24 protein-coding genes are annotated in these 25,438 nt (G+C 60.4%); 9 read left to right on the top strand and 15 right to left on the bottom strand.

The window, feature by feature from the left end:
- Positions 1 to 145 precede the first annotated feature (145 nt).
- The 9 genes from JQ507_07945 to JQ507_07905 form a co-directional block, all read right to left on the bottom strand.
- Positions 146 to 316 (bottom strand): hypothetical protein, encoded by a 171-nt coding sequence (locus JQ507_07945; protein QRI71394.1) that lies wholly within the window; start codon positions 314 to 316, stop codon positions 146 to 148.
- Between the two features lie 26 nt (positions 317 to 342).
- Complete coding sequence (trxC, locus tag JQ507_07940; GenBank protein QRI71393.1) at positions 343 to 804, bottom strand: thioredoxin TrxC; 462 nt, start codon at positions 802 to 804, stop codon at positions 343 to 345.
- A gap of 17 nt (positions 805 to 821) precedes the next feature.
- Complete coding sequence (locus tag JQ507_07935; GenBank protein ID QRI71392.1) at positions 822 to 1,673, bottom strand: aldo/keto reductase; 852 nt, start codon at positions 1,671 to 1,673, stop codon at positions 822 to 824.
- Between the two features lie 148 nt (positions 1,674 to 1,821).
- Entirely contained in the window at positions 1,822 to 2,307 is a 486-nt protein-coding gene (locus tag JQ507_07930) for a DUF1931 family protein (protein ID QRI73250.1), read from the bottom strand.
- A gap of 84 nt (positions 2,308 to 2,391) precedes the next feature.
- Positions 2,392 to 4,089, bottom strand: a complete 1,698-nt coding sequence (locus JQ507_07925; protein ID QRI73249.1) for an FAD-dependent oxidoreductase — start codon at positions 4,087 to 4,089, stop codon at positions 2,392 to 2,394.
- A 66-nt stretch (positions 4,090 to 4,155) separates the two neighbouring features.
- The gene (locus JQ507_07920; protein QRI71391.1) at positions 4,156 to 5,730 is read right to left on the bottom strand and encodes an aldehyde dehydrogenase family protein; all 1,575 of its coding nucleotides are present in this window, start codon (positions 5,728 to 5,730) and stop codon (positions 4,156 to 4,158) included.
- A 168-nt stretch (positions 5,731 to 5,898) separates the two neighbouring features.
- On the bottom strand, positions 5,899 to 6,207 hold the full coding sequence (locus JQ507_07915) for a UBP-type zinc finger domain-containing protein (GenBank protein QRI71390.1): 309 nt from the start codon (positions 6,205 to 6,207) through the stop codon (positions 5,899 to 5,901).
- Positions 6,208 to 6,342: 135 nt separating this feature from the next.
- Entirely contained in the window at positions 6,343 to 8,982 is a 2,640-nt protein-coding gene (gene clpB / locus JQ507_07910; protein QRI71389.1) for an ATP-dependent chaperone ClpB, read from the bottom strand.
- 223 nt (positions 8,983 to 9,205) lie between these two features.
- Complete coding sequence (locus tag JQ507_07905) at positions 9,206 to 9,424, bottom strand: hypothetical protein (protein ID QRI71388.1); 219 nt, start codon at positions 9,422 to 9,424, stop codon at positions 9,206 to 9,208.
- 95 nt (positions 9,425 to 9,519) lie between these two features.
- Here JQ507_07905 and JQ507_07900 point away from each other — a divergent pair, with 95 nt between their 5' ends.
- The 5 genes from JQ507_07900 (at position 9,520) to JQ507_07880 (ending at position 15,259) form a co-directional block, all read left to right on the top strand.
- The gene (locus JQ507_07900; protein ID QRI71387.1) at positions 9,520 to 10,026 is read left to right on the top strand and encodes a (2Fe-2S)-binding protein; all 507 of its coding nucleotides are present in this window, start codon (positions 9,520 to 9,522) and stop codon (positions 10,024 to 10,026) included.
- The gene (locus JQ507_07895) at positions 10,023 to 11,021 is read left to right on the top strand and encodes a xanthine dehydrogenase family protein subunit M (protein ID QRI71386.1); all 999 of its coding nucleotides are present in this window, start codon (positions 10,023 to 10,025) and stop codon (positions 11,019 to 11,021) included. The genes JQ507_07900 and JQ507_07895 overlap by 4 nt, the downstream gene beginning before the upstream one ends.
- Positions 11,021 to 13,318, top strand: coding sequence for a xanthine dehydrogenase family protein molybdopterin-binding subunit (locus JQ507_07890; protein ID QRI71385.1), 2,298 nt, complete (start codon positions 11,021 to 11,023; stop codon positions 13,316 to 13,318). The genes JQ507_07895 and JQ507_07890 overlap by 1 nt, the downstream gene beginning before the upstream one ends.
- Positions 13,319 to 13,529: 211 nt before the next feature.
- On the top strand, positions 13,530 to 14,753 hold the full coding sequence (locus tag JQ507_07885; GenBank protein QRI71384.1) for an adenylate/guanylate cyclase domain-containing protein: 1,224 nt from the start codon (positions 13,530 to 13,532) through the stop codon (positions 14,751 to 14,753).
- A gap of 197 nt (positions 14,754 to 14,950) precedes the next feature.
- The gene (locus JQ507_07880) at positions 14,951 to 15,259 is read left to right on the top strand and encodes an antibiotic biosynthesis monooxygenase (protein QRI71383.1); all 309 of its coding nucleotides are present in this window, start codon (positions 14,951 to 14,953) and stop codon (positions 15,257 to 15,259) included.
- 53 nt (positions 15,260 to 15,312) lie between these two features.
- Here JQ507_07880 and uvrA read toward each other — a convergent pair whose 3' ends face one another.
- From uvrA to JQ507_07860, 4 genes are all read right to left on the bottom strand, one after another.
- Positions 15,313 to 17,910 (bottom strand): excinuclease ABC subunit UvrA, encoded by a 2,598-nt coding sequence (uvrA, locus tag JQ507_07875; protein ID QRI71382.1) that lies wholly within the window; start codon positions 17,908 to 17,910, stop codon positions 15,313 to 15,315.
- A 178-nt stretch (positions 17,911 to 18,088) separates the two neighbouring features.
- Positions 18,089 to 18,736 (bottom strand): MEDS domain-containing protein, encoded by a 648-nt coding sequence (locus JQ507_07870; GenBank protein ID QRI71381.1) that lies wholly within the window; start codon positions 18,734 to 18,736, stop codon positions 18,089 to 18,091.
- 1 nt (position 18,737) lies between these two features.
- Positions 18,738 to 19,328, bottom strand: coding sequence for a GAF domain-containing protein (locus JQ507_07865; protein ID QRI71380.1), 591 nt, complete (start codon positions 19,326 to 19,328; stop codon positions 18,738 to 18,740).
- 220 nt (positions 19,329 to 19,548) lie between these two features.
- Entirely contained in the window at positions 19,549 to 20,244 is a 696-nt protein-coding gene (locus JQ507_07860) for a Crp/Fnr family transcriptional regulator (protein QRI71379.1), read from the bottom strand.
- A gap of 210 nt (positions 20,245 to 20,454) precedes the next feature.
- On the opposite strand from JQ507_07860, the gene JQ507_07855 reads away from it, so the two are divergent.
- Together JQ507_07855 and JQ507_07850 are read left to right on the top strand one after the other, a co-directional pair.
- On the top strand, positions 20,455 to 22,155 hold the full coding sequence (locus JQ507_07855; GenBank protein QRI71378.1) for a PAS domain S-box protein: 1,701 nt from the start codon (positions 20,455 to 20,457) through the stop codon (positions 22,153 to 22,155).
- Positions 22,156 to 22,169: 14 nt separating this feature from the next.
- Positions 22,170 to 22,787 (top strand): response regulator transcription factor, encoded by a 618-nt coding sequence (locus JQ507_07850; protein ID QRI71377.1) that lies wholly within the window; start codon positions 22,170 to 22,172, stop codon positions 22,785 to 22,787.
- 753 nt (positions 22,788 to 23,540) lie between these two features.
- Here the strand turns inward: JQ507_07850 and JQ507_07845 are convergent.
- Positions 23,541 to 23,807 (bottom strand): hypothetical protein, encoded by a 267-nt coding sequence (locus tag JQ507_07845; protein ID QRI71376.1) that lies wholly within the window; start codon positions 23,805 to 23,807, stop codon positions 23,541 to 23,543.
- A 22-nt stretch (positions 23,808 to 23,829) separates the two neighbouring features.
- Positions 23,830 to 24,258 carry a helix-turn-helix domain-containing protein gene (locus tag JQ507_07840; GenBank protein ID QRI71375.1) on the bottom strand — a complete coding sequence of 143 codons (429 nt, stop codon included), beginning with the start codon at positions 24,256 to 24,258 and terminating at the stop codon, positions 23,830 to 23,832.
- Positions 24,259 to 24,609: 351 nt separating this feature from the next.
- On the opposite strand from JQ507_07840, the gene JQ507_07835 reads away from it, so the two are divergent.
- Both JQ507_07835 and JQ507_07830 read left to right on the top strand, forming a co-directional pair.
- Positions 24,610 to 24,873, top strand: a complete 264-nt coding sequence (locus JQ507_07835; protein QRI71374.1) for a hypothetical protein — start codon at positions 24,610 to 24,612, stop codon at positions 24,871 to 24,873.
- A gap of 8 nt (positions 24,874 to 24,881) precedes the next feature.
- Positions 24,882 to 25,196 carry a hypothetical protein gene (locus JQ507_07830; protein QRI71373.1) on the top strand — a complete coding sequence of 105 codons (315 nt, stop codon included), beginning with the start codon at positions 24,882 to 24,884 and terminating at the stop codon, positions 25,194 to 25,196.
- Positions 25,197 to 25,438: the final 242 nt, after the last annotated feature.

The following is a 25,438-nucleotide window of genomic DNA, read 5'->3' as shown; positions in this document are numbered from 1 at the left end:
CAAGCGAGCCGCCGATGCCGGGCGCCCAGGCGTTACTTGCAATGATCCGATGCAGCGACGGGATCTTTGGAATCTCCTCAATAGCGAATTGCAGCCGCCACGTGAGTTCCATTGGACATCGGCCGAAACGGAGAGATCACAATAATCACCTGCCGTTCATTCGAACCCTCAGGTTCGCCTCGATGCGCCAGTGCCGCGACCGTCGCGCCAATAGGTTTTGCGCAACACCTTTTGCCTGAAAGGTCGTCGCGAGCATTGAAAAGGCGGGCACCTGCTGCTCGGCCGCGGCATGCCCAATCACCAGGAGCTTCTCCACTGGTGCAAAGCACCCTGCTCTTCAACTCATGAGGCTGCGGTCGCGGTTGACGGCGCATGTCGGCGCAACCAGTCGCGCAAAGCCTCGACACCGACGGCGCCGGCCCGCTGAGCGACGATGTTGCCTTTGTGGAACAGCATCAGGGTCGGAATGCTTCGAATGTCGTAGCGGGCCGCCAGCTCCGCTTCCGCCTCGGTGTCAACCTTCAGAAAGCGAAGCTCGGGTTCGAACTCGCCGGCGGCGCGTTCGAAGGCCGGCGCCATCGCTTTGCAAGGCCCGCACCATGCCGCCCAAAAATCGACCACAACCGGAATATCGTTGCATTGGATGTTAGCGGCGAAGCTGCGGGCTGAAACCGGCATCGGATGTCCCGTAAACAGGTGCTGCCGACAGTGTCCGCATTTCGCTTGGCGCGCGTCCCTCCGGTCCGGAATGCGGTTAGTTCTTGTGCAATGCGGGCAAACGATGTGGCGGGCGTCTTTGCTCATTCTCGATCTCTCCCCAATTAGAGCGACGCCAGAGGTTGCTTGCGGGCCGGAGCCGGAAAGGCATCATCGAGTTCCGCCAGATCCCGAGGCGTCAGGCGAACGTCGAGCGCTCCACGGTTCTCGCGCACATGCTCCGGCTTGCCTGATTGGGGTATCGCACACACGCCATCCTGGCGCAGCACCCAGGCCAGCGCCACTTGAGCCGGCGTCGCGCCGAGACGCGCCGCAATCGTCTTGAGCGTGACGTGATGCAACACACGACCCTGCTCGATCGGCGAATAGGCCATGATCGGCAGGCCACTGCGCAGGCACGCGGGCATGAGATCAAACTCGATGCCGCGGCGCGCGAGGTTGTAGAGCACCTGATCGGTCGCAACGTTTGCACCGTGAGGCAAGTCGACGAGCCCCTGCAGGTCGCCGACGTCAAAATTACTGACGCCCCAATATCGGATCTTACCCGCGCCCACCAGGGTGTCGAAGGCATCGACGGTCTCTTCCAGCGGAACCGACCCCGGCCAATGCAGCAGATAGAGGTCGATCTTGTCCACGCCAAGCCGAGCCAGACTTCGGTTGCAGGCCGCCATCGTGCCGTGCCGGGTGGCATTCTGAGGCAGCACCTTGCTCACCAGAAAAATCTCGTCACGCCGTCCCTTGATCGCCTCGCCGACGACACGCTCGGCGCCACCGTCGGCGTACATTTCGGCGGTATCGATCAGGCTCATGCCGAGATCGATGCCGAGACGCAGCGCGTTCACCTCCCCCGTTCGATTCAGCGGATTCTCGGCCATGTGCCAAGTCCCTTGGCCGAGCCGCGGAATTTGCTCGCCTGAAGGAAGCACGACTGTCCGGGTGGTCTCCGTCAGAGCCATGGGGGCACTCCCTGGTGTTTCACATTCTCGCGCATGTAGACGTGGCGGATTTCGCAAACATCGGACATCGCCCTATCGAGATCGATAAGGGAGATCACCGGCAGATGAATCCGACATCGACGTGCGAACCTCAGCCGGGTGCGACCGACTACAGCAGCAACTCGAAGATCCGTGAGGCGAGGTCCCACTGCTTGGTCTGCGGGTTTTTCAAATCCGGCTCGATGATCTTCAATGCTCGTGCGACCGCTACGCCAAGTCCTCCGGCAAGGTCCGGCAGCATTGCTTCGGTCTCGTCGCTGTAGCTGAATTGCAGCGGCGGCCGATGAGCGAGACGGTCGAGAATCGGCGCCAGCTCTATCGTCTCATTCAACCTTCTGAATTGCTCGATGCATTCCTGGAGCCCAGCGGTGATCGGGAGATTCCAGGGCTCGATCAGGACGTCGCCGCCAGCTTTGGCGTCGGCCTCGGCGCGCAGTAAAAACCGATAAATCCTGTGGTCGACGAACTCCTCGTAACGCTTGAGGTCAGCCTTGTCCAGGTTGAGACCAGCCGCCTCGCGAAATAGTCGCTGGAACTGTCGTATGCCCTCTGGGCGCGGCGGCGGCATTTTTTCTGGCGGAAGTTGAGCGATCATCGGGTATGTTTGCCATTGTTCGCCGCCAGTCGCATTGACAGGCGTCATATACGCTGAGCTCTTTCGTCCTCGACCGCCATTTTATCATGCTGCGGCGGCCTGCACCGGCTCTCCGCTCCGGCTGGTCCGCGCCGTCTCGAGAAACGCGTGAATCTGCTGCACAACGGTGGCTCCCTCGCCGATCGCCGCGCCAACGCGCTTGACGGATCCGAAACGAACATCACCCACTGCAAATACACCTGCTATGTTCGACTCGAGCGATGCGGGCGGGCTCGCGCCGTCGGCCGAAAGAAGGTCGTCAGGGGGTACGTTCGTGCCGGTTCGCACAAACCCCTTGCTGTCGCGGCTAACGTTGCAATCGCTCAACCACTCTGTTGCGGGCTCCGCACCGATGAACATGAAGACGTTGCGGATCGTTTTCTCAACTTCGCCGCCGGTCTTGTCGCGCCAGCGGGCCCGTTCGAGTTGGCCCTGCTCATTGCTCGACAATCCGACGATTTCCGTGCAGGTCAGCAACTCTATATTGGCTGTCGCTGCGATCCTGTCGATCAGATATTGCGACATGGTCTCGGAGAGGCTCGATCCTCGCACAAGCATCCATACCTTCTTGGCATAGCGGCTCAGAAACACAGCCGCTTGCCCTGCAGAATTGCCTCCGCCGACCAGCGCCACTTCCTCGTTCCGGCATAGCCGAGCCTCGACCGGGGAAGCCCAATACCAAACTCCACGCCCCTCGAAACTCTCCAGATTCGGTATGTTTGGCCTGCGATAGCGCGCGCCGCTCGCGATCACCACGCTCAGCGCGGTGACGCTCCGACCGTCGGAGAGCTCGATCGCGAATGGGTAGTGCTCACAACGAAGGTTCGCGACCGTCTCGGGGATGATCATCTCCACGCCGAACTTCTGCGCCTGCACATAGGCACGCCCGGCCAACGCCTGGCCTGAAATTCCGGTCGGAAATCCCAGATAGTTCTCGATGCAGCTGCTGGCACCGGCCTGCCCCCCAAACGCGCGGGCATCGAACACGCCGACTGACAAACCTTCGGATGCCGCATAAACGGCAGCCGCAAGTCCTCCTGGACCTGCACCGACAATCGCTACGTCGTATCGGCGCCCGTCGAGATCCGGAGGCACCATCCCCAAGGCCCGAGCCAAGTCAGCTTCGCTCGGATTTTTCAGGATTGCCCCGTTCGGACAGACCACCAGCGGCAATTCACCCGACTTGCAAGGATAGTGCGTCAAAAACATTTGCGCATCCGGATCCTTTGCGGGGTCGAGAACCTGATGCGGATAAGCGTTGCGCGCTAAAAATTCCAGCAGACGCACCATTCCGGGATGGCCATCGTGCCCGATGAGACAAGGTCCTCCGGCGCCCGCCTCGATGAGGAACACCCGTCGTAAAACAAGGGCACGCATAATGCGCTCGCCGAGTTGCACGTCGGCGATCAGCAAAGCGCGAAGTCTGGCTGGCAAAAAGAGCAGCGATTCAACGGGCTCGGTTGCGCGCGCATCGACCAGGGCGGGTCCGCCGGAGAGTTGCGCGACTTCGGCGACGAATTCGCCTGCACCCAGTTCAACGATTTTCTCCGTCCGGCCGGGTCGATCGCGAGCTTCGATGGATACCCGACCGGCAACGATGACGAACATGCCCGGCGGAATCTCGCCCGTCCGGAAAAGATATTGGTTGACGGCGTAGTGTTTGACCTCGCCGAATCGGCGCATGCGGTCGATCTCGTCGGGCGCGAACTTGGGAAACATGTGCTCGCGGCGGGACTCAAGCATGCCGTTGCTGTTCGTCTGTAGACCAGCGGCAACCGTGTTGGATACGTCGTCCATCCCATACGCCTTTCAGGACCACGGCCCTTGCACGGCCGAAGCGCTCCAGGGAAAGCCTCGTGGCGCGTGCTGCGCAGTCAGCCACTGGTCCGTCGTGAACGCCTCGATCGCCCAAGAGCCATTGAATCGGCCAATGCCGGAATTCTTCTCGCCGCCAAACGGACAGGTCGGCAAGTCGATGACGGGTTGGTCATTGACATGAGCCATACCAACCTGCATTTGCTGGGCAAAATGCACGCCCCGGTGCAAGTCGCGCGTGAACACGGCGCCGCTTAGTCCAAAACTTGTTTCATTGGCCACGGCCAAGGCTTCTTCGGCATTGCTGACCCGGAGGACCGGTGCCAGCGGGCCGAATATTTCTTCAGCTGCAAGTTCCATCTGGTTGGTGACGTTCACGAAGACATGCGGCGGCAACACGAAACCGTCCGGCCCGCCTCCGAGCACCTGTTTGCAGCCGTCGTCGCGCGCGCGGCGAATGCGTGCCATCAGCTTCTGAAGCTGCGAGTTGTTGATGATCGGACCAATCATGGTATCGCCATCGCGGGGATCGCCTGCTTTCAACTTCGCCACCCGCTGCGTAAAGCGATCGACGAACGTGTGATAGACGCGCTCCTCGACAATGATGCGGTTTATAGCGATGCAGATCTGGCCCTGGTGCAGAAACTTGCCGAACACTGCGGCCTCAACGGCCTGATCCAGATCGGCGTCCGCGAGCACAACGAAGGGAGCATTGCCACCGAGTTCCAGATCGACGCGCTTGATGATCGACGCCTTCGCCGCAAGTGCCGCGATCCCGCGGCCGACTGGCGTTGAGCCGGTGAACGAAATGACTCGTGGAACGGGATGGCTGACGAAAGTGTCGCCGATTTCGCTGCCGGCGCCGACGATGACGCTGAGGAGCCCCGCCGGCAGACCTGCCTCCTCGAAGATTTTCGCCAACAACAATCCGCCTGTTACAGGTGTATCGCTCGAGGGTTTCACCACAACGGCGTTTCCTACCGCAAGTGCAGGTGCGATGGTACGATTGCTCAGGTGGAGCGGCCAGTTCCAAGGACTGATCGCCCCGACAACTCCGACCGGCTTGCGCCGCACCTGATTTTCCTTACCCGTGATGTCGGACGGAATGTAGCGGCTTTCGACAGCATGGGGCACCGAGGTCGTCCACAGCATGACCGTATGAGTCACTTCCCACTCCAGGTTCGCCTTCAGCCGTGTGCTGCCGGATTCCTTGATCAGCCAATCGACGATTTCGCCACGGCGCGCTTCCATCACGTCTGCCGCGCGGCGAAATACCTGCGCCCGCGCCGCTGGTGCTGAGACGGCCCACTCCACCTGAGCCTTGGCACCCGCTGCAAACGCCGCATCAAGATCGTGACGATCGGCCTGCTTGATTTCGAGGAGGACATCGCCGGTAAAAGGGTTCGTGTCGACCAGCCTGTGCTCTGCCTGGCCATGGCGCCAACTCCCGGCGATCGGCAGCAACTCGAACTGATCATAAGGTTGCGGATCTCTGGTTCGAACTTTGGCGCCATCCGGCACTAAGGTCTCATGTCGGTCGGAACTGCGGGTGGCACTGCGCGCGACCATGTCCATCTTCCTTGGCAGGTTGGCTTTCACGGCCGACGATGACCCGTCGAGCGGCTCTCCACCTTGACAGCCGTCAACCCAAACGCCGGAAAGCATCTTGCATCGACTGCTTGTTTACGGCTGGGCCACGCCTTCAGAGTCGCCGGCCGTGCAGCGCGCTGTAGTGCGTCAATAAAACCTGGGGATCGGACCTAGTTGAGGCGTGGGTCGATCCGACAAGTCAAACAACAATTCGTCGACATAACACCAGCCCCAGCCTTCGGGCGGATCATAGGCTTCGATGATGGGGTGACCGGTTGCATGAAAATGCTTCGTGGCGTGTCGATTGGGTGACTGATCACAGCAACCGACATGACCGCAAGTTCGGCAGACGCGCAGGTGCAGCCATGGATCGCCCAGTTGCAGGCATTCTTCACACCCAAGAGAATGGGGAATAACATCGTGAATTCCTCCCAAGTGCCTGCAATGTTGTGCCATGTCATCCTGCTCGATATCTGGTTGCTACTTTCTGTCTGATCTCAATTCCCGCGCGTTGCAGAGCCTGCCGTCCTAGTCCTACCAGTGCTGGTACTCGCAAGCGCAGCCCACTATGCCTGCGTCCAGGCAGGCCGTTCAGTGCAATCTCCGTTTCGGAGATGGCGCGTTGAACTGTGCTATTTCCGCAGTCTGCGGCGCCTTGCCGTTGAATGTCAGGACATTGCCTTCCGCCGAAATCGCGACCTTGTCGCCATCCTTCACCTCGCCTGCGAGGATCATCTCTGCCAGGGGATCCTGCAGATGCTTTTGGATCACCCGCTTCAGTGGTCGAGCGCCGTACGCGGGATCCCAGCCCTTGGCAGCGAGCCAATCCCTCGCATCCGCATCGAGCGTGAGCGTGATCTTGCGATCGGCGAGCAGCTTCTGCAGCCGCGCGAACTGGATCTCGACGATCCGGCCCATCTCGCTCTTCTGCAAGCGATGGAACAGGATGATCTCGTCGACGCGGTTGAGGAACTCGGGTCTGAAATGCGCCCGCACGACGCCCATCACCTGGTCGCGGACCGCCCCGGTGTCCTCGCCTTCCGGCTGGTTCACCAAAAACTCCGACCCGAGGTTCGAGGTCATGATGATCAGCGTGTTGCGGAAGTCGACGGTGCGGCCTTGGCGATCGGTCAGCCGGCCGTCGTCGAGCACCTGCAAAAGGACGTTGAAGATGTCAGGATGCGCCTTCTCGATCTCGTCAAACAGCACGACCTGATAAGGCCGGCGCCGCACCGCTTCGGTGAGCGCGCCGCCCTCGTCGTAACCGACATAGCCCGGAGGCGCGCCGATCAACCGCGAGACCGAATGCTTCTCCATGTATTCGGACATGTCGAGGCGGACCATCGCAGTCTCGTCGTCGAACAGGTACTCCGCAAGAGCTTTCGTCAGCTCGGTCTTGCCGACGCCGGTTGGCCCCAGGAACATGAACGAGCCCATCGGCCGGTTCGGGTCCTGCAGGCCAGCGCGCGAGCGGCGTACGGCGGTTGCGACCGCACGCACGGCTTCGGCCTGGCCCACGACGCGCTTGGCGAGCGCATCTTCCATCTTCAGGAGCTTGTCCTTTTCGCCCTCCAGCATTTTGTCGACCGGCACGCCGGTCCAGCGCGAGACGACCTGCGCGACGTGGTTGGCGGTCACAGCCTCTTCCACCATCTCGCCGGAGTTCTCCTTGGCCTCGATATCCGCAAGCTGCTTCTCGAGTTGCGGGATCCGGCCGTAGGCCAGCTCGCCGGCTTTCTGGAACTCGCCCCGGCGCTGAGCATCTGCGAGATCGACCCGCAGGGCGTCCAGCTCTGACTTCAGTTTTTGGGCGTTGGAGAGCTTACTCTTTTCAGCGCTCCAGCGCGCCGTCAGCGCCGCGGACTTCTCCTCGAGCTCGGCCAGCTCCTTCTGCAGCGCCTCGAGACGCAACCTAGAGCCCGGGTCGCTTTCCTTCTTCAGCGCCTCCTGCTCGATCTTGAGCCGGATGATCTCGCGATCCAGAGAATCCAGCTCCTCGGGCTTGGAATCGACCTGCATCTTCAGCCGCGCTGCGGCTTCGTCCATCAGGTCGATCGCCTTGTCGGGCAGGAAACGGTCGGTGATGTAGCGGTTTGACAATGTCGTCGCCGCCACCAGCGCGGAATCAGTGATCCGCACGCCGTGGTGCTGCTCGTATTTGTCCTTCAATCCGCGCAGGATCGAGATCGTATCCTCGACCGAAGGCTCGCTAACAAAGATCGGCTGGAAGCGGCGGGCCAGCGCCGGATCTTTCTCGACATGCTTGCGGTACTCGTCGAGCGTGGTGGCACCGATGCAGTGCAACTCGCCGCGCGCCAGCGCAGGCTTGAGCAGGTTGGAGGCGTCCATCGCGCCGTTGGTCTTGCCGGCGCCGATCAACATGTGCATCTCGTCGATGAACAGGATGAAGGTGCCCTCGCTCCCGGTTACCTCCTGGAGCACGGCTTTCAGCCGTTCCTCGAACTCACCGCGGTATTTCGCCCCGGCAATCAGCGCGCCGAGGTCGAGCGACAGCAGCTTCTTGTCCTTCAGGCTCTCGGGAACATCGCCGTTGACGATGCGTAGCGCGAGCCCTTCGGCGATGGCGGTCTTGCCGACACCGGGCTCGCCGATCAGGACGGGATTGTTCTTGGTGCGGCGTGACAGCACCTGGATGGTGCGGCGGATTTCCTCGTCGCGGCCGATCACCGGGTCGAGCTTGCCGTCGCGCGCAGCCTGCGTGAGGTCGCGGGCATATTTCTTCAGCGCATCATAGGCGTTCTCGGCCGTCGCGCTGTCTGCGGTGCGACCCTTGCGCAACGCTTCAATCGCCGCATTCAGGTTCTGTGCGTTAACTCCACCCTTGGCCAGCAACTGGCCGGCCTCGCTGTTCCTGTCTATGGCAAGGCCGAGCAGAAGACGCTCGACCGTGACAAAGCTGTCTCCGGCCTTCTCGGCTGCCTTTTCAGCGGCGTCGAAGGCTCGCGCGAGTTCGGGTGCAAGATAAACCTGCCCGGCACCGTCGCCGGAAACCTTCGCCACCTTGTTCAGGGCATCCTCGGTCGCCTTCAGGATTGCACGGGAATTGCCGCCGGCGCGGTCGATCAGACCGCCGGCAAGGCCTTCGCTGTCATCAAGCAGGACCTTCAGCAGATGCAGGGTTGAAAACTGCTGGTGCCCCTCGCGCATCGCCAGCGACTGCGCGGATTGGATGAAGCCGCGGGAGCGCTCGGTATATTGTTCAATATTCATCGTCGTCTTCCCTCGGCCTGCCGCTCCGACCCCGACGTACGATCACCAAAAAAGAGCGTACCACTCTTGCGCTCGATCGCGGTCAAGGTATTGGGTCCACGAGTCGCCAACCGCACGCCATTAAGCGAATGATCCGCATACGGGATAGTCGTCGGGTTTCCGCGAGCTCGCACTGACGTTTGTCAACTCGCCAAGCGGCTTTCATCGCCTGCGTTGACGCATGCTACGACAGAGAACGTTCAATGTCGTCGCCTTTGAGCGCGCACTCCGTCCACCGGCACAAGTCAATAGAGAGACCTTCCGCATTGGGGCAGCACGCATTTTGAAGCAACGCAAAAGCGTATCGCCGATCTTTCTGGGCGGCATCGCTCGAGAATTCGCGCGCGATATTGCGTCGTGATTGGCTCATGCGGTGCGGCGTGCTGAAGTTGACGGTTGTCATGGCGCTCATTGCGTCGTGGTGTCATGAGAGTGGTATGAGGCCTTCGAAATCGACCGGCTGTTCTGCGCGCAACGGTCATTACAGGAGTTCGAGCCATGGCGAAATCATCCATCACGGACGCAGGGGTCAGACTTCGCATCAACGGCTCCGAGCATCTGCTGCAGATCGAGCCGCGGGTCACGCTGTTGGATGCGTTGCGTGAATATACGCACCTCTATGGTACCAAGAAAGGATGCGATCAGGGCCAGTGCGGCGCCTGCACGGTTCACGTCGATGGACGGCGCGTCCTCGCTTGCCTGACGCTTGCGTCCCAGGTCGAAGGGCTGGCGATTACCACAATCGAGGGTTTGGCGGTCAACGGCAGCCTGCACCCGGTGCAGGAAGCGTTCATCCGCCACGATGCCTTCCAGTGCGGATACTGCACGCCCGGTCAGATCATGTCGGCTGTCGCCTGTATTAACGAAGGCCGAACCGTCTCGGACACGAGCATCCGCGAATATATGTCCGGCAATCTGTGCCGTTGTGGCGCCTATCCGCACATTGTCGCAGCTGTGCGCGATGCGGCGCAGGCGATCGATTCTGCAGAGGGGCGAGGACGATGAACAATTTCGAATATGTTCGGGCCACCGCTATTCCCGACGCGCTGAGGGCCGTTGCCGATCAGGCTGGCTCCCGCTTCCTCGCTGGCGGTACCACCATGGTCGACCTCATGAAATGCGGGGTGGAGGTTCCTGCTGCGCTCATCGACATTACGCGCTTGCCGGGCCTCGATACCATCGAGGCTGGTCCGGCGCGCGTGCGGATTGGCGCTCTCTCAAGAATGAGCGATGTCGCCGATCATCCGATAATCCGGAAGGAGTTTCCGGTTTTGTCGGAATCGCTGTGGCGCGGCGCCTCGGCCCAACTGCGCAACATGGCCACGATCGGTGGCAATCTCATGCAGCGGACACGCTGCAGCTATTTCCGGGAGCCGGCGGTCTATGGCGCCTGCAACAAACGCGATCCCGGTTCGGGCTGCGCTGCACTCGAGGGCGTCAACCGCGGGCATGCGGTCTTGGGCACGAGTCCAAGCTGCATCGCTACCAACCCCGGCGACTTTGCAGTTGCTCTCGTTGCCTTCGACGCCGCTGTTTACGTCGAGAATGGCAAGCCACAACGTCCCGTTCCGATCGATGACTTCTTCCTCTTGCCCGGCGACACGCCCGATGTTGAGCACCCGCTCACGTCCGGTGAGTTGATCGTCGCGGTCGAGATTCCGACCTCCGCCGCGCTGCGCCGCTCGCATTACCTCAAGGTGCGCGACCGCGAGTCGTACGAGTTTGCGGCCGCAAGCGCCGCTGTCGGCCTGGAACTCGAAGCGGACGGTCGCACCGTCCGTGACGTCAGGATCGCGCTCGGCGGTATCGCCACGAAGCCGTGGCGGGCTCGTGCCGTCGAAGCGGCGCTTGTCGGACGTACTTTCGACGAAGCGACTGTGCGGGCCGCAAGTCGCCTGGCCACCGAGGGTGCCGTCGACCATGGCGAAAGCCGCTTCAAGATCGAATTGGCTCCCCGCGTCGTCGCGCGTGCGCTACTGACCGTTGGAGGGATCGCCTGATGGCTGTCAACGAGTCTGAATCGCTGAAGAGCAACGGAACGTTTCTCGGACGTCGCATCGCGCGGGTTGATGGCGTCGCGAAAGTTACCGGGCAAGCCGACTACGCTCTCGAACACAATCTGGCAGGCGTTGTCCATGCTGTGATTGTCGAGAGCACCGTGCCGTCGGGGCGCATCGGGAAGATCGATCTTGCCGTGGCCCGGACGATGCCGGGTGTGCTGCGGATCTTGACCCATGCCGATGCCCTGCCGCTCAAGAGCTGTCCCATGGTTCCAGCAGGTAGCGTCATGGAGAGCTTCTTGCCGCTCCAGGACGCTCGCATCCGGTACAACGGTCAACCCATTGCCCTCGTGGTCGCCGATAGCTTCGAACATGCGACGGAGGCTGCGGGCCGCGTGCGGATCGACTACGAGACCGAACTGGCCGTCGCCGACATCGATGATCCAGCGGCTACATCGATCGACGTCCCCGGGGCGCCGTCGTCGGGTCCGGCCCGGGGCGACGCAAAGGGTGCGCTCGCGGCGGCAGCGGTGCGCATGGACGTCGTCTACACCACGCCGCGCGAATATTCCTGTCCGATGGAACCGCTTGGAGCAATCGCAACCTGGGACGATGACGGCGCCCTGACCGTTTGGATGCCGAGCCAATGGGCACAGGGCGCACGAAGGGCATTCTCCGAATGGTTTGCCATTCCGATGGAGAAGGTGCGCGTCATTTCACCGTTCGTGGGCGGCGGCTTCGGGGTCAAGGTCACAGCTCACGCCGACTCGCTGCTCGCGGCGATGGCTGCTCGCGAAATGCGACGACCCGTCAAGCTGGCGTTGTCGCGTCCGCAGAACTTCACCGGCAACGGCTTGCGGCCCGCGATACGGCAGAAGCTGACGCTCGGTGCGAGCGAGGACGGAAAGCTGCAGGTGCTCATTCACGAGAACACCAGTGAGACCTCCGTCGATGACGATTATGTCGAGGGTGGCGCGGCCACCGCCAGGGTCATGTATGCCGTGCCGAACCTGAGTTCGACTCAGAAACTGGTGCGGGTCAGTTCCTTTACTCCAAGTTGGAAGCGCGCGCCCGGAGAAGCGATCGGTGCCTATGCGCTCGAAAGCGCAATGGATGAACTTGCCTACAAGCTCAAACTCGATCCGATCGAATTGCGGCTGCGCAACTATGCCAGTCAGGACCCTGAATCGGCGAAACCCTGGTCGACCCGCCGGCTCCGCGAAGCCTATGAAGCCGGCGCGCGGGCATTTGGCTGGGAGCGACGCTCGCTGGAGCCGCGTTCGATGCGGGATGGCCGCGAATTGATCGGATGGGGCATGGCGGGAGGAGCGTTTCCGAACGTGCACACGCCCGGCGAGGCGAGGGTCACGATTGCCGCCGATGGTTCGGTCCATGTTGCATCGAGCGGCCCGGACATCGGGGGCGGTACCTACACCATCCTTGCTCAGACGGCAGCCGACGCGCTCGGCGTGTCGTTCGAGCAGGTGCGCGTTCGTCTCGGCGACACCAGCCTGCCCCGCGCACCGGTGGCCGGCGTTTCACAGATTGCCAATCTTCTCACCGGCGCCGTGGATAAGACCGCCCGCGCCGCCCGCGAGGAGCTGTTGACGCTCGCGTCCAGTCATGCTGGTTCACCGTTCAAGGCCAAGCGCGTGAACGACTTCACGATCAAGGATGGAATGATCGCGCCAACGGATGGCTCCGCCGACGCCGTCACGATCGTCGAGCTGATGCGAATGGTCGGTCGCGATCGGATCGAGGTCACGCGCAACACCATGCCGGCCGACAAGGCATCGTCCGAAACAGAGCAGCGCGACGCCTACGATAGCTTCAAATATATGGGCCCGCCGTCAGCGACCCACGCGACTTATGCATGGTGTGCGCAATTCGTGGAGGTTCGTGTCGACGAGGACTATGGAACCGTGCGTGTCCGCCGGATGCTCGGAGCTTTCGATTGCGGCAGGCTGTACAATCCGAGGCTCGCGGAAAGTCAGTGGAAGGGTGGCATGATCATGGGAATGGGAGAAGCGCTTCTCGAAGCCATACACATCGATCGCCGCTATTCGCGAATCACCAACAACAACCTTGCCGAATACGTCGTGCCGGTGAATGCCGACGTGCCTGATATCGAGGTCATTTCAGTCGGCGAGCCGGACTTTCACGCCAGCGCCCTTGGCGGCAAGACAGTTGGTGAAATCGGCGTCGTCGGCGCCGCCGCTGCTATCGCCAATGCCGTATTCCATGCCACCGGCAAGCGGGTGCGCGAGCTGCCGATCACGATGGAGAAGCTGATGTAGGTGCGCGATCGGCCGACGTTCAGGACCAGGCCGACAATCTCGGAGTCACGAACGTCGCGACGACGATCTTGCGCGTCCGCGCGCGACGGATGGGGCTAGTGCCATGTCGACGCATAATCTCCGATCCCTGACTGGCCGACGCCGCGTCTGGGCCCGATTCCCCGATATTACTGTGGTTCCGTAACCTATGCCCTTAGAGGCCGGCTTTCGTATGTGGATCCCCCTGATCGCCAAGATAGGCGTTGACCGACGCGACAGCGACGACGTTGCGCTGCAGAAAATGATACTCGTCAGCGTTGTGTTGACATCCGCCGTCGCAGCAGCACTGTGGGGTCTCGTTTATATTGGCGTCGGAGCACGGGCCGCCGGCAGCATTCCCGCGGCGTATAGCGCATTGTCGCTGGCCAACACCTTTCTGTTCGGCATGTTTCGCCGCTACCAGGTCTATCGGTTCACCCAGCTGGCGCTGATCCTGCTTCTGCCTTGGCTGATGACGATAAGTCTCGGCGGCTTCCACAATTCAAGTGCCGTAATCCTTTGGTCCACGCTTTGTCCTTTGGGCGCCCTTGTCGTCCATGATCTTCGAACCGCCTCCCGTTGGTTCTGGGCCTTCCTCGTCCTGCTCGCCAGCAGCGCGCTCCTGCAATCCTCCGACGGCTCTGCCTCCCTGTCTTTGTCGATGGTCACTTTCTTCTACATACTGAATATTGGTTGCGTCCTGAGTATTGCCTTTGCGATGCTTTACTATTTCGTCGACAAGAAAAACAGGTTCCAGGCACGATCCGAAATGCTGCTGTTGAATATCTTGCCAATCGAGATCTCCAACATACTGAAAGGTGAGTACCGCACGATCGCCGATCAGTACGACGCGGCGAGTATCTTATTCGCCGATGTGGTGCAGTTTACCCCGCTGGCTCGGTCCATGTCGCCCATGGAACTGGTCGGGCTGCTCGACGAGGTCTTCATGTGCTTCGACTTGCTGGTCGATAAATATCAGTTGGAGAAGATCAAGACGATCGGCGACTGCTATATGGTGGTCGCCGGCGTGCCGCGCCCGCGTGCCGACCATGCCCACGCTCTGGCGCGCCTGGCGCTCGAGATGCAAGCTTGTGTGGCCGCGCGTGATTTCGGCGGCAGGCGATTGACATTCCGCATCGGCATGAACTCAGGCCCGGTAGTGGCCGGGATCATCGGCCGGAAGAAGTTCATCTATGATCTGTGGGGCGATGCTGTGAACATGGCCAGTCGTATGGAATCTTACGGCCAGAGCGAAGCCATTCAGATCACACACGCAACTTACGAACTGATCAAGGATGACTTCGTCTGCGAAACGCGCGGGACGATAGACGTCAAGGGATCGGGCGAAATGGAGATCTGGCATATTCTAGGTGAAAGACCCAACGACCAAGAATACTTGCCGGGGATGGCAGCTTGATGAAAGAGAACGCCGATTCCGCCGATGCGTTCGCTTTTGATAGTTTGACAAGCGCGCGCCACTCAATTCTTCTACCTATGGGACGATCCCGTTCGCCGACACTGACATCGGTCAATGCAGCGCGCGCTTGCCCGCGATACAAGTTCCTGAGATCGCAATTGATTTGATACTCGCGACGACGACAACAGGAGAGTAGAATGACAAAATTCGCGCTGTACGTTCCGCTTGTGGCCAAGCCCGGCAAGGAGAAAGAGGTCGCGGACTTTCTGCGGTCGGCGGTTCCACTGGTGAACGCCGAACCCGGGACGATCTCATGGTATGCCATTCAGGAAGGGCCCTCCTCCTTCGCGATCTTCGATACCTTCGACGACGAGGTCGGACGCGACGCGCACCTCAATGGAAAGGTCGCTGCCGCCTTGATGGAGAAGATCAAGGCGGGCGACATGTTCGACAACACACCGGAAATTCATAAACTGGATATCATCGCGGACAAGTCGGCGGGGTAAGGGTGTGGTGGTCGTTTGGGTAGCCGTCCGAGGGCAGCGCGCACGCGCGTGGCTTACTGAGGTGCCGCGAGGCGATTGGACGTTGATGCGTCGGCCGCGAGCCGGGCCCTGAACCTCGACAGGTACGGCGCGGTTCGGCTTTTGGACGATCCAGCGACCTCGGCAGGGGTGCCAAACGCCACCACACGACCGCCTTCGTCACCTGCCCCTGGGCCGATATCCATGACCCAGTCGCTGCCGGCAGCAACGCGCATATCATGCTCCACCACGATGACTGTGTTGCCGGCTTCGACCAGCCCGTCGAGTTGGGCGATGAGCTTCTCGACATCAGCCGGGTGTAGTCCCGTGGTGGGCTCGTCAAGGACGTAGAGCGTTTGGCCGCGCTGCGTTCGCTGCAGCTCGGTGGCAAGTTTGATCCGCTGGGCTTCGCCGCCGGAAAGCTCTGTCGCGGGCTGGCCAAGTCTTAGATAGCCGAGGCCAACCTGTCGTAGCACATCGAGGGATCGGCGTACCTGCGCCTCCTCGGCAAAGAACGCGAAGGCGGTATCGACCGTCATTCCGAGGACCGCGGCTATGTTCTTGTCGCGGTATTTTATTTCAAGGGTTTTGGCGTTGTAGCGAGCGCCATGACAGCTTGGACACGGCGCATACACGCTGGGCAGGAACAGCAATTCGACGCAAACAAAGCCTTCGCCCTCGCAGGTCTCGCAGCGGCCTTTGGCGACATTGAAGGAAAAGCGTCCAGCGTCGTAGCGGCGGGCGCGCGCCGACTTGGTGGCTGCAAAGATCTTGCGAACGTGATCGAACAGCCCTGTATACGTCGCGAGGTTGGACCGCGGAGTGCGGCCGATCGCCTTTTGGTCGACGACCACCAATCGCGAGACACCTTCCATTCCGCTCGCGATCCAGCCACCGAGCGTGGTCACGACGGTCCGCTCGAGCTCGTCGCCTTCATCGTCGATCGACGGCAGCGCATGGCCTAGCGTGTTTGCAATCAATTCCACCAGGGCCTGGCTCACCAGGCTCGATTTGCCCGAGCCGGACACGCCAGTCACGGTCGTGAATACCCCCAACGGAAAATCGACATCAAGGTCGTGGAGATTGTTGCGACTGACGCCACGCAATCGCAACCAGCCCTTCGGCGAGCGCGGCGTGCGGCCTGACACGATGTCGTCGCCGAACAGGTAACGGCGGGTTTGCGAACCTTCGACCTGCTTGAACCCTTGTAGCGGACCGCTGTAGAGCACCTGGCCGCCAAGTTCGCCGGCGCCAGGCCCGACGTCGACAACCCAATCCGCATGGCGGATCACATCGATCTCGTGTTCGACCACAAACAGCGAATTGCCGGAGGCTTTCAATCGGGCAAGCGCCGTCAAAAGCGCCTCGGTATCCGCGGGATGAAGTCCGGCGGACGGCTCGTCGAGCACATAGACGACGCCGAACAGATTGGAGCGCACTTGGGTTGCCAGTCGTAGGCGCTGCAGTTCGCCCGGAGAGAGCGTCGGGGTACTCCGCTCCAGCGAAAGATAGCCTAGTCCGAGGTCAAGCAGAACCGTGAGGCGGCCGCCGAAGTCCTCGGCGATCCGCTGCACCACCATCGCCTTCTCCGGATGCTGCGCCTTAAGCTTGGTCAGGGTCGGAGCGGTGGCCTCCGCATAGGGACGCAGGAGGTCGGCGAGCCTTGCCAGCGGAATCCTGCAGATGTCGGCAATATCGAGTCCGGCGAACTTGACGGACAGCGATTCGCGACGAAGCCGCTTGCCACGGCAGAGCGGGCATTCGGTGCTTACCATGTAGCGCGATACCCGCTTCTTGATCGACGCACTTTCGGTGGTGGCAAAGGTGTTCAGCACATATCGCCTGGCGCTGGAGAAATTGCCTCGGTAACTGGGCTCCTCCTTGCGTTTGATCGCCCTTCGCGCCTCGTCTGCATCATACCCGATATAAACCGGAACCACCGGTTGCTCGTCGGTATACAGGATCCAGTCGCGAGCTTTCTTCGGCAATTCTCGCCATGGACGATCGACGTCGTAACCGAGCGAAGTCAGCATGTCGCGCAGGTTGCCGCCATGCCAGGCGGGCGGCCAGGCTGCAATCGCGCGCTCACGAATGCTTTTGGAATCATCCGGCACCATCGAGCGTTCGGTTACCTCGTAGACCCGACCGAGCCCATGGCATCGGGGACAGGCTCCCGCCGGCGTATTGGTCGAAAACGCCTCGGCATCGAGATGCGCCTGTTGCCGTGGATAGTCGCCGGCGCGCGAGTACAGCATTCGAAGCAGGTTGGACAGCGTCGTGACGCTGCCGACGGACGAGCGCGTGGTGGGCGACCCGCGTTGCTGCTGCAAGGCAACGGCCGGCGGCAAGCCATCGATTTCATCAACCTCGGGAACCGCCATCTGATGAAAGAGACGCCGCGCATAAGGCGAGACGGATTCGAGATACCGCCGCTGCGCCTCCGCATAGAGCGTTCCAAAGGCCAGCGACGATTTGCCCGAGCCGGACACACCGGTAAACACCACCAGGGCATCGCGGGGAATGGCGAGATCGATATTCTCCAAATTATGCTCGCGTGCTCCACGCACGCGGACGAAACCTCGCAGCTCCTCGCCCGCTGCTCCCTGAGAACGAGGCTTGTTGATTTCTAGCATCGGGCGAAACGCCTGAGCGCCGAGTGGAGTTCCGTCGCAAACGGGGGTTTGATCATCATCGCCTCCGTCCTGCCGCCGGGACTACAAGGAGGGTTGATCCGGCGAGGCCTCTTGTCATTGACGATCGTCAGGAAGCGAGGGCTGCTCTCGACAAACAAGAACTTGAGGCTTCGTCGAGTTATGCCCGATAGGATTGGTTTGGTCCGGTTCGCGACTGCACCTCTCGGATAAAATCCTGCGGGCTCGAGAAGAACGAGTTCTCAATCAGGACCCCACCAATGACGACCATAGGATGCGTTCGCAAAATATCGACTGCAAGCGGTGTGGTCAGCAGGTTAATGTCGTAAGTGCAGATCACGGGATCGTCGTAGTTTGGCAAAACCTCATTGAGGCGCATCTCGTATTCAACCCATTTATTGCCGCTACTCCAGTCGTCCACGACCGTTTCGGCGTGCGCGATCAGCCGCGTCAACGGGAAGCCGAACTCGGCGCCGGCCTTCAATGCCTCCTGGATCACGACGATCATGTCGTCCATGTTGAAGCGTCCGGTCCTGAGATAAGTGCTTTCCAACGGCTCGACTTCGAGCTGGCGGCTTTTAATCGCGTTCTCCACGTCGATGCCGGCGCTGCGCAACCAATTGAGGTGATCCTCCCTGTGCTGAGACGGGAGGATATGATGCGCGCGTTGGCCGCAGTTGATACCGTCGCAGATGAACGGCACCAAAGCGTCGTATTCCTCCACTGCCGAACTGAAGAACGCGCAGACATGGCGGTGCTCCCGAAGCATGGATCGTCCAAAAGGAATGGGCTTGGCAGTTGAATTCATGTCAGCCTCCCGTTTGAGGGTCCTTTGGGGCCTGCTTGCCGTGAAAGTGCTGGCCCGGCACCAGGCGCTCTCGTTGTTCCAGGGTGTTCGCGACCTGGACGGCGAGCCGATCCAGTGGAGCATGATCGTACTCGCTCTCGATCTGCGGTTCGCGGAAGTGCGTCGTGAAAACGCCCCAGAGGCGGCCATTGCTGCTGATGAGCGGCGTCGATTGTACGGCAGCAATACCATCGGCACGCAGTACATCGAGTTCGCGCGTGCCCACAAACAGGTAGCTCGTCGATACGTCCTCAACAAATACCCGCATGCGCCGCGTGAGCGCGGCAGCGCATGTGGTGTTATTGTCGCGGCGTACGACACTGAAAAATGTCAGGACTTTGCCGGAAAGTCCGCGGCTGGCAGCAATTGTCAGGCAGTCGGCTTTTTCGTCGAATCGCTGCAGCGTACCCATGTCGGCGTGGGTTATTCCGATCGCGATATCGACGACCCGCAGCAGGTCTGCACCGACATCCTGGGAATCTCTCAGCCGCTGCAGGACGGCGTCGATTTGTTGTCCAGTTGCAGCGTCGAGCGGCTCCTTGAGGTTTGCCATCGCCTTCGCTTCCGCGGACCGTACCGCGGCAATATTGTCGCGGCCAAATGAAATGTAAGAGAGGATGATGGCGAAGCAGATTAGGTAATTCTACGTAATCATTTGCACTGTGCGTGCCGGCGGAATCCGACGGTAACCAAGGCGCGTTGCCCGATATCTTCCTGGTCAGTCCCCCGCGTGACCGCCCCAATCCCGTCCAGTTGAGCTTTTCAAGAAGGATTCATATGGCCAGCATGCGTTCGTAGTGACGCTTGACCGTTGCATGGCACTCGCAACTACCCTCCAATAATTGCTCCACATCCAAGAGCCGGATATTGCCGCGCTTGTATTGAATGAATCCGGCCTTTTGCAGGGTCCCGGCCACAACTGACACGCTGGTGCGCCGCACGCCTAACATCTGCGCGAGGAACTCCTGCGTCAGCATCAACTCCTCAGAACCTGTCAGGTCGCGCATGCGCAACAGCCAGCGACACATGCGAGCTTCGACCGAGTGGCTTGCGTTACAGGCAGCCGACTGCTGCACCTGAGCGAGCAGCACCTGCTCATGACGAATGAGAATGGCGTGTAAAGGTTCATATTCTTTGGCGAGCTGTCGCAGAGCGTTCGGGTGGATCGCCGCCGCCTCACCGGCAACTTGGACAATGCCTCTATGGAGCGCAGTCCTGCCGTCAAGCGCGGACGTGCCGTTGACCACCCCGTCGCGTCCTACCATCGCCGTTTCGATCATTTCGCCTACGCTCATATCGACGACCAGCGACACCACTCCGCTGAAGGGGAAGTACACTTGTGTGATCGACTGATCGGTTTCGGCGACCACCTCTGCAAAGGACAGCTTCACCGGCTTGAGGTGGAGCTTTATGGCCGCAAAGACCTTTTGCGGGAGTGCGTTGAGAATTCGGTTGGGGGACTGAGACATGACGAGGCTCCCTCTGCCGTTTCGGCGGGAGCGCAGGAGCGTCTCTCAGTCACTGAAGCCATCAATTGCTCAGTAATGAGGGATATTAGCTCCGCTGGAACAAAATAGCCAGCCTTAGTTTGATAACCGACAGACGGCTCCGTGACAAACCGAGTAAAAACGGTCATCCAGGCTGAGCTTCGGTATGCGTTGTGGATTGGATCAGGCGAAATGCCTTGGGTCGATGAGCTGTCCGAGCCGCAAGAACTCAGGCGCTGCATCCGCGATCTCGTCGCGCTTTCGACGCTGCCGGCAATCTGGAAGGACTACGATACGCGGCAGATCGCCGACAGCGTGGCAGCCGCAATGCTTTCGATGCTCAATGCCGACGTCATTTGCGTGTCTGTACCGGGACTGCGCGACGAGGCTGCGGCCGAAGTAGTGCGCACGAGCCAAACGGTGTCCTCCCGGCCATCTGGTCACGTTGAACGCATCCTCCGCGGTGCGTGGCGCGGAAGCCGCGAGCAGATATCCGCGATCGACAACCCGCTCGGGAGGGGCACATTACGGATCGCGGCTGCGCCGATGGGCTTTGGCGGCAACGCCAGGATCGTTGCAGGTTCCCTCAATCCGCAATTTCCGAGCGAAACACACCGGCTTCTTCTCGGAATTGCGGCGAACCAGGCAACGCTCGCCATGCAACGCCGGCAGGCGGAGGCGGAGCAACGGCGCCTGGTGAGCGTGATTGAGCGGTCGTCCGAGTTCATTGGTTTCGCCGATCTAGAGGGCACGCCGCAATACGTCAATAAGGCGGCCTTGGACCTCCTCGGGCTTTCTGACACTGAGGAAGTGCAGCGACTGAGCATCTTCGATTTCATGGCCCCCCATGAGCGGACTCGGGCGCTTCACGAGGCGCTTCCAATGGTGATGGGAACCGGGCGTTGGCTCGGAGAACTCGACTTCCGCCACTTCAAAACAGGGGAGATCATTCCATTCCTGGTCGATTGGTTCCGCATCGACGACAAGCGCACGGGCCATCCTACGAACATGGCGACTGTCAGCCGCGATTTGAGGCCTCAGAAACAGCTGGAGGGTGATCTTCGACGCCTCAACGAGTCGTTGGAGCAGCGGGTGACCGAACGGACATCGGAATTGGCGGAAGCGCTCGAACGACTGACGCTCGAAGCCGAGGAGCGGCGGTGCGCGGATGTCCGCGCGCAGCAGCTCCAAGCGGAGCTTCATCATGCCTCGCGGCTAAGTGCAGCGGGTCAGATGGCCGCGGCGTTGGCACATGAATTGAACCAGCCGCTGACCGCGGTCACTAATTTGGTCAACGCCGGGCGCCGGATGATGGCAAGCGACGCACCCCACAGGGTCGACACTGTGCGCGGTGTCCTGGGCCAAGCCGCCGAGCAAGCGCTCCGCGCCGGTGAGATCATTCGCCGGCTGCGAGAGTTCGTTACCCACGGCGCGACGGAGATGCGCATCGAAAACCTGCCGGAGCTGATCCGTGAAGCCAGTGATCTTGCCTCAGCGGGAAACGGCCCGCACCGCGTGCACGTCCGGCTGAACTTCGATCCGCGCGCCGAGGTAGTGTTTGCAAACAGAATTCAGCTGCAGCAGGTCATGGTCAACCTGATACGCAATGCGCACGAGGCGATGGTGCAGAGCGAGTGGCGCGAGTTGGAAGTGGTAACCGCGCGTCTCGGTGACAAGTGGATTGAGATCACTGTTGCGGATCGTGGCTCGGGCCTGCCGGACAATATTGTCGAACACCTCTTCAAGCCATTCCACACCACAAAAGTCGATGGCATGGGGCTGGGACTTTCGATCTGCCGCTCGATCGTCGAGGCCCATCGCGGAAAGCTGGGATATGAGCCCAATTGCGGCGGCGGGGCGATCTTTCGCGTGACGCTGCCCGTCCCGCCGTAACGATGAGGCGATCGATGGCTGCCGAACGGTTCATTTACATTGTTGATGACGACCCGGCGATCCGCCGATCTCTGGAGCGCCTGATGGATGCGGTCGGCTTCCAGGTGGCGTCGTATGCAACGCCAAAAGCGTTCCTCGACGTCGCGGGCAGCTTGCTCGGGGGCTGCGTCCTGCTGGATCTTCGTATGCCGGAGATGGACGGCTTCGAGGTTCATGCTCGCCTTCGATCGATAAACCCGGACTTGCCAGTTATTGTAGTGACGGCTCAAGGTGATGTGCAGACCGCGGTCCGAGCGATGAAGGCGGGAGCCGTGGACTTCATTGAAAAGCCCTACGGCGACGACGCCCTGATAGCGGCGATTGAGTCCGCACTGAAGACCAGCGCAGCGAGAGGCCGGACCGATGATATCGCCATGGCGGCGGAGTTGATCAACACGCTCCGTCCCCGCGAGCGGCAGGTTCTTGAGGCTCTCGTGGCGGGGCAGCAAAACAAGGTCATCGCCTTCAATCTTGGTATCAGTGTGCGCACGGTCGAGGTTCACCGCTCACGTATGATGGACCGGTTGGGCGTGCATCAGTTCGCCGAGGCTGTCCGGCTTTTGGTGCTGGCGAGCTTTGCAGAGCGGGTGTGAGCGGATGTCTGGTGTTCTGGAGATGCCCGCCACAGCACATCGTCATGCTTGACATCCTCAAGCGCTTTCGCGCGCTTCCATCACGACCGGCCAACCAACGGTTGCGGGATATGTGCGGGGAGCTCCTTCAGCAGCAGGAGTGCGAGGCCTACATCGTTCCGGCCGGCGAAAGTCGCGACGGCCGCACGATTTTCCGTCGAAGGGGAGAAAGTCTATTCAGGGCCAAAGTTGAGCGTTAGGATCGCACAGGGGGAGGCCGTGCCTTCCACACACTCTGCGGCAAGCGATGACCGACTTCGGCGAGCTGGGCAAATGTCCGTTTTGCTCGCCCTAAAGTACGATTCGGAAAAGTGCGAAGCGGTTTTCCGAAAAGATCATGCGCAAACAAAGGGCTAAAGCGCGATGACGATTCAACCAAATCTCATCGCGCTTTAGTATCGTATTCTACGACGGGTCCCTGATTGGCATGTACCCTTGGATCAAGGCGCCGTACTGAATGGGTGAAGCTACGGAAACAAAGAGAAGGCGCACTGCCATCTGGCCGCGAGGCCCTGAATGGAGAAACGTCGCACGAGACCCTTGCTGTTCTCGGCAACTTCCCCCGTAAGCAATTGACGAAGAAGCCTTTCGCAATGTTGGGCGCACCAGGGCTCGAACCTGGGACCCGCTGAATAAGAGTTCAAAAACACCGAAGCCTCTCTGCGATTTCTGAGTCTGCGCTACACTACGATGAAGTCGAGAAAGGTCTTTTATTTACAGAGACTCGTCGCACAGCTTCGCAGCAAAGCGAACCCTGACCTTCAAACAGCTCAGTTCGCCAAAACCGTTTGAAAACCGGTTTAGCAGTTCACGTCGACCCTCATGACCGACATTCGCACTGCTCTCAGCGATAAGGCCATCGCTCAGCTGCCGACTCCTGAAGACGGCTGGTATCTGGCTCGCGACACCGAGTTGAAAGGCTTCTTCGTGGTAGTCGGGAAGCGAAAAAGGACCTTCACTGTTCAAGGTGATCTCAGTCAACGAGGAAAGCGGGCCTCCTCCGTCAGAGTATCGATTGGTGACGCCAGCGAGTTGACCACCTAGGGCGAGTGGTGGAACCGCTGTGCGGCACGCCTGCGCCCATGCTCACGCGCAAAAGCGGCAGCCGTGCAGCCGGCGTATAGACGATAGCGTCGCGTGAAATGGCTTGGTCGGAAAACCCGGTAATCAGCGCCACTTCGACCAAAGGCAAATCACGATCATGGATCAAGGTCTGGGCGCGACGAACCCGGCACTGTTCCACGAAACTCATCGCAGTGACGCCAGTGCTTAGTTTGAACAGGCGCGCAAAATGGGAGACGCTTAGCTTGATTGGCTCCCCTAAGTTGTCTTCGACATATACCGCGATCTTCATCAACTCGGGGGAACTCAGCGTAGATCCGGTCGATGCGGCGATACCGAGCGAACCGCGCGGGCGCAGTGAGGTCGGCAATCGGGTGCCTCTGCAGGCTAGCCGAAATCGGATCTGACCACTCGCAGTCCAGCGGTGGGACATGTATTGTCATTGACCGCGTTCCGGTTGTCGGTTGTGAAAGCTTGGCCGGCTTGCCAGCCAAGCTTCAGCGTCTTCGACACGGATCAGCGTTCTCCGTCCGACCTGATCGCTGGAAGGCGATCGGCACCCATTTCCCGGTAAGCGATGGTTCGACCGACAGAATAGATTCGGCAGAACTCTAGAGAAGAGGTTTATGAATTTGCATGGGGCTGCGCCAAAGAAGGGCGACCTGAACCCGCAGCCGTCGCGGTGATCTGCCTTGCATGGCTGCAACGGCCGGAGAACGTATTGGCCGGGTTTTTGACGTGGCCGGACTACCGCAGCAAGAACTGGCCAAACGCTGTACGCATCGAGCACCACAAGAATAAAGCGCTGGTCTGGCATCCGCTCGAAGAGACTCTCGATGGTGAGACCATCAAGTTTTATGCCGAAGCGGAGGACGTTTTGAGTCATCTGCTAAAGCTTGGCGTCCCGATGATTATGCGTCGGATCCAAAAGGGTGAATGCAAGGGCGATGCCAAAGTGTGGTCCTACCCTGGCATGGAAAAGTAGTGCAGCAGATGCGCAAGAAGATCGACGGCGTGTCAAAGCTGTTCACGCTTGATTCCTGTCGACACGGCGGCATGACCAAACTCGAGGAAGCGGAGCTGACAGACGGCCAAGGTCGTGCGCTCTCGGGCCACAAGACCGCACAGGCCTATCGCGGCTATGCCAAGGAGACGATGATGCGAGCGTTGGCTGCGACCCGCAAGTGGCACGCACATCTCTTGGCACAGAAGGAACTCGATCAGCAGAATGCTGATGGAGCAGCATCACCTCGAGACGAAGCGCAGACCTCCCCAATTTCGAAGGCTTGCGCCCGATCTCAAGGATAGACTTCGCGCTTCGTTGAACGCTACAAAACACGGCGGGTTCTGCAACCGTCGATCCCGCACGCGGCGTCGACGGCTGCGGTCGGAAACTTGCAACGCGCAGTCATCCGCTCAATTAGTATTTTGACAAGTTGAGCGACGTTCAACGCGCGACAATCCCTTCGACCAAAAACGAAACCAGCACAGAATTGCAAACGGAATTTCCAAATGCGCGAGAAATGCCGCCTTGAGCAAGGCTATTTTCA

The sequence above is a fragment of the Bradyrhizobium sp. PSBB068 genome, from assembly GCA_016839165.1.
GTDB lineage: Bacteria > Pseudomonadota > Alphaproteobacteria > Rhizobiales > Xanthobacteraceae > Bradyrhizobium.
Note: the sequence above shows the minus strand (reverse complement) of the source record. Positions and strands in the feature narration are given on the sequence as shown.

Excerpts from the sequence above, each read along its gene's own strand:
- JQ507_07880 (QRI71383.1), top strand. The coding sequence starts at position 14,951 with ATGACAAAATTCGCGCTGTACGTTCCGCTTGTGGCCAAGCCCGGCAAG.
- JQ507_07925 (QRI73249.1), bottom strand. The coding sequence starts at position 4,089 with ATGCTTGAGTCCCGCCGCGAGCACATGTTTCCCAAGTTCGCGCCCGAC.
- JQ507_07830 (QRI71373.1), top strand. The coding sequence starts at position 24,882 with ATGCGCAAGAAGATCGACGGCGTGTCAAAGCTGTTCACGCTTGATTCC.
- JQ507_07900 (QRI71387.1), top strand. The coding sequence starts at position 9,520 with ATGGCGAAATCATCCATCACGGACGCAGGGGTCAGACTTCGCATCAAC.
- JQ507_07915 (QRI71390.1), bottom strand. The coding sequence starts at position 6,207 with ATGGCACAACATTGCAGGCACTTGGGAGGAATTCACGATGTTATTCCC.
- clpB (QRI71389.1), bottom strand. The coding sequence starts at position 8,982 with ATGAATATTGAACAATATACCGAGCGCTCCCGCGGCTTCATCCAATCC.
- JQ507_07930 (QRI73250.1), bottom strand. The coding sequence starts at position 2,307 with ATGATCGCTCAACTTCCGCCAGAAAAAATGCCGCCGCCGCGCCCAGAG.
- trxC (QRI71393.1), bottom strand. The coding sequence starts at position 804 with ATGAGCAAAGACGCCCGCCACATCGTTTGCCCGCATTGCACAAGAACT.
- JQ507_07850 (QRI71377.1), top strand. The coding sequence starts at position 22,170 with ATGGCTGCCGAACGGTTCATTTACATTGTTGATGACGACCCGGCGATC.
- JQ507_07860 (QRI71379.1), bottom strand. The coding sequence starts at position 20,244 with ATGTCTCAGTCCCCCAACCGAATTCTCAACGCACTCCCGCAAAAGGTC.
- JQ507_07905 (QRI71388.1), bottom strand. The coding sequence starts at position 9,424 with ATGACAACCGTCAACTTCAGCACGCCGCACCGCATGAGCCAATCACGA.
- JQ507_07855 (QRI71378.1), top strand. The coding sequence starts at position 20,455 with ATGCCTTGGGTCGATGAGCTGTCCGAGCCGCAAGAACTCAGGCGCTGC.
- JQ507_07865 (QRI71380.1), bottom strand. The coding sequence starts at position 19,328 with ATGGCAAACCTCAAGGAGCCGCTCGACGCTGCAACTGGACAACAAATC.
- JQ507_07870 (QRI71381.1), bottom strand. The coding sequence starts at position 18,736 with ATGAATTCAACTGCCAAGCCCATTCCTTTTGGACGATCCATGCTTCGG.
- JQ507_07935 (QRI71392.1), bottom strand. The coding sequence starts at position 1,673 with ATGGCTCTGACGGAGACCACCCGGACAGTCGTGCTTCCTTCAGGCGAG.
- uvrA (QRI71382.1), bottom strand. The coding sequence starts at position 17,910 with ATGCTAGAAATCAACAAGCCTCGTTCTCAGGGAGCAGCGGGCGAGGAG.
- JQ507_07885 (QRI71384.1), top strand. The coding sequence starts at position 13,530 with ATGTGGATCCCCCTGATCGCCAAGATAGGCGTTGACCGACGCGACAGC.
- JQ507_07920 (QRI71391.1), bottom strand. The coding sequence starts at position 5,730 with ATGGTCGCGCGCAGTGCCACCCGCAGTTCCGACCGACATGAGACCTTA.
- JQ507_07895 (QRI71386.1), top strand. The coding sequence starts at position 10,023 with ATGAACAATTTCGAATATGTTCGGGCCACCGCTATTCCCGACGCGCTG.
- JQ507_07890 (QRI71385.1), top strand. The coding sequence starts at position 11,021 with ATGGCTGTCAACGAGTCTGAATCGCTGAAGAGCAACGGAACGTTTCTC.